This window comes from Corynebacterium sp. SA-MJD20WY100 (assembly GCF_039822565.1).
Lineage (GTDB): Bacteria > Actinomycetota > Actinomycetes > Mycobacteriales > Mycobacteriaceae > Corynebacterium > Corynebacterium phoceense_A.
In genome coordinates this window covers 1-3,610 of sequence record NZ_JBCJKS010000035.1, presented here as the reverse complement: position 1 = coordinate 3,610, position 3,610 = coordinate 1, and the positions used below count along the sequence as shown (strand labels likewise).

Annotated in this window: 2 rRNA genes (1 of these 2 cut by a window edge); both read right to left on the bottom strand. The window is 53.0% G+C overall.

From position 1 onward, the window contains the following. Window positions 1-1,537 (bottom strand): 23S ribosomal RNA (locus ABJ196_RS12520); it reaches 1,617 nt to the left of the window's first position. 489 nt (window positions 1,538-2,026) lie between these two features. Further along, window positions 2,027-3,547, bottom strand: a 16S ribosomal RNA gene (locus ABJ196_RS12515). Together the 16S and 23S rRNA genes form the textbook arrangement of a ribosomal RNA operon. Between the last annotated feature and the right edge of the window lie 63 nt (window positions 3,548-3,610).

Sequence of the window (3,610 nt, the reverse complement as noted above, 5' to 3'; positions counted from 1 at the left end):
TCGTATCCGCGGTGGTTAGTATCAGTGCTTTATCAGGGGCGCATGTACACGGGTACCAGAATATCAACTGGTTATCCATCGACTACGCCTGTCGGCCTCGCCTTAGGTCCCGACTCACCCTGGGAAGACGAACTTGACCCAGGAACCCTTAGTCATCCGGCGGGTAGGATTCTCACCTACCAATTCGTTACTCATGCCTGCATTCTCACTCGCACATACTCCACGCCGCCTTACGGTAACGCTTCACAACATGCACGACGCTCCCCTACCCAATAACAAGTTATTGCCGCGGCTTCGGCGGTGTGCTTGAGCCCCACTACATTGTCGGCGCGAAACCACTCGACCAGTGAGCTATTACGCACTCTTTCAAGGATGGCTGCTTCTAAGCCAACCTCCTGGCTGTCTTCGCGATCCCACATCCTTTTCCACTTAGCACACCCTTAGGGGCCTTAACCGGCGATCTGGGCTGTTTCCCTCTCGACTATGAAGCTTATCCCCCACAGTCTCACTGCCGCACAACACATTGATGGCATTCGGAGTTTGGCTGACATTGCTAAGATTGTAGTCCCGCTCAACCAACCAGTAGCTCTACCTCCACCAAGCTAATGCGACGCTGCACCTAAATGCATTTCGGGGAGAACCAGCTATCACGGAGTTTGATTGGCCTTTCACCCCTACCCACAGCTCATCCCCGCAGTTTTCAACCTACGTGGGTTCGCGCCTCCACAACCTCTTACAGCTGCTTCACACTGGCCATGGGTAGATCACCCCGCTTCGGGTCCAGGACATGCCACTCAAAAATCACCCCATTAGGATTCGGTTTCCCTACGGCTACCCCACACGGGTTAACCTCGCGACATGCCGCTGACTCGCAGGCTCATTCTTCAAAAGGCACGCCATCACACACATTCACGTGCTCTGACGGATTGTAAGCACATGGTTTCAGGAACTATTTCACTCCCCTCCCGGGGTACTTTTCACCATTCCCTCACGGTACTATTTCGCTATCGGTCACACTGAGTATTTAGGCTTACCGGATGGTCCCGGCAGATTCACAGCAGATTCCACGAGCCCGCTGCTACTCGGGCAACCCAACAACTTAGAAATTGAAGACTTCAACTACGGGACTATCACCCTCTACGGTAGGCGTTTCCACACCACTTCACCTATCAACAACAACCAAGCACAGTATCGGTAGCTACTGCCTGTTAGGGCCCACAACACCGCACACACAACCCCTACCAGGTATCACATGCACACGGTTTAGCCTCATCCACGTTCGTTCGCCACTACTAGCAGAATCATTATTATTTTCTCTTCCTACGGGTACTGAGATGTTTCACTTCCCCGCGTAACCCCCACAACAGCTATGAATTCACTGAAGGGTAACCACCCATAACGGTGGCCAGGTTTCCCCATTCGGACATCCTCGGATCAACGCTCAATTGACAACTCCCCGAGGCTTAACGCAGCCTTACACGTCCTTCATCGGCTCAGCATGCCAAGGCATCCACCATGCGCCCTTAGTAACGAACACACAACCAACAACAACCAACCCCCACCACAAAAGGCAGGAAACCAACTATTGCCGGCGTGAACAACAAAACACAAAAGAACAAAAGAAATTACACAACACAACAAACCACGACAATCAAAAAAGACTGCCACACGGTTTACTGTGTGATGCTCGCGTCCACTATACAGTTCTCACACAACACCCCAACCAACCAACAACCAGCATCACCAGACACCACCTGCCACCTTGGCTGGGTTAAACCAGGGGATAATGCCCCAGACACCCAACAATGCACCAACACACCAAAAAATCTTTGCCTTAAATCGTTTCACACAGTAAAAGCCTGTCTATCGTGTGGTGTGTCTCCACCCGATTAAAAAAATACAAACGTTGGCAGCACCACCTACGGGCACTCAACCAACCACCAAAAAAATTGTCTCTCAAAACAAAGTCTGTCAAAACAATGTCTCTGGCATACCCACAACTGTGGGCCTAAATAAAGCTCCTTAGAAAGGAGGTGATCCAGCCGCACCTTCCGGTACGGCTACCTTGTTACGACTTCGTCCCAATCGCCGATCCCACCTTCGACAGCTCCCTAACGAGTTTGAGCCACTGGCTTCGGGTGTTACCAACTTTCATGACGTGACGGGCGGTGTGTACAAGGCCCGGGAACGTATTCACCGCAGCATTGCTGATCTGCGATTACTAGCGACTCCAACTTCATGGGGTCGAGTTGCAGACCCCAATCCGAACTAAGGCCGGCTTTCAGCGATTCGCTCCACCTCACAGTGTCGCTGCGCATTGTACCGACCATTGTAGCACGTGTGAAGCCCTGGACATAAGGGGCATGATGATTTGACGTCATCCCCACCTTCCTCCGAGTTGACCCCGGCAGTCTCTCATGAGTCCCCACCATAACGTGCTGGCAACATAAGACAAGGGTTGCGCTCGTTGCGGGACTTAACCCAACATCTCACGACACGAGCTGACGACAACCATGCACCACCTGTATACAAGCCACAAGGGAAACTACATCTCTGCAGCAATCCTGTATATGTCAAGCCCAGGTAAGGTTCTTCGCGTTGCATCGAATTAATCCACATGCTCCGCCGCTTGTGCGGGCCCCCGTCAATTCCTTTGAGTTTTAGCCTTGCGGCCGTACTCCCCAGGCGGGGCGCTTAATGCGTTAGCTACGGCACGAACCCCGTGGAAGGGACTCACACCTAGCGCCCACCGTTTACGGCATGGACTACCAGGGTATCTAATCCTGTTCGCTACCCATGCTTTCGCTCCTCAGCGTCAGTAACTGCCCAGAGACCTGCCTTCGCCATCGGTGTTCCTCCTGATATCTGCGCATTTCACCGCTACACCAGGAATTCCAGTCTCCCCTACAGCACTCAAGTTAGCCCGTATCGCCTGCACGCCCGGAGTTAAGCCCCGGAATTTCACAGACGACGCGACAAACCACCTACGAGCTCTTTACGCCCAGTAATTCCGGACAACGCTCGCACCCTACGTATTACCGCGGCTGCTGGCACGTAGTTAGCCGGTGCTTCTTATACAGGTACCGTCACAAAAAGCTTCGTCCCTGTCGAAAGGAGTTTACAACCCGAAGGCCTTCATCCCCCACGCGGCGTCGCTGCATCAGGCTTCCGCCCATTGTGCAATATTCCCCACTGCTGCCTCCCGTAGGAGTCTGGGCCGTATCTCAGTCCCAATGTGGCCGTACACCCTCTCAGGCCGGCTACCCGTCGACGCCTTGGTAGGCCATTACCCCACCAACAAGCTGATAGGCCGCGAGCTCATCCCCAACCGCAAAAGCTTTCCACCTTCCACACTAAAGAAAGGTCATATCCGGTATTAGACCCAGTTTCCCAGGCTTATCCCAAAGTTGAGGGCAGATCACCCACGTGTTACTCACCCGTTCGCCACTCGAGTACCCGCAGCAAGCTGCAGGCCTTTCCGTTCGACTTGCATGTGTTAAGCACGCCGCCAGCGTTCGTCCTGAGCCAGGATCAAACTCTCCACAAAAACCAATCAGAAAAAATCCGATAAAGGCTTAAAGGCCGTGAAAAGCCCAATACCAAAGCAAAA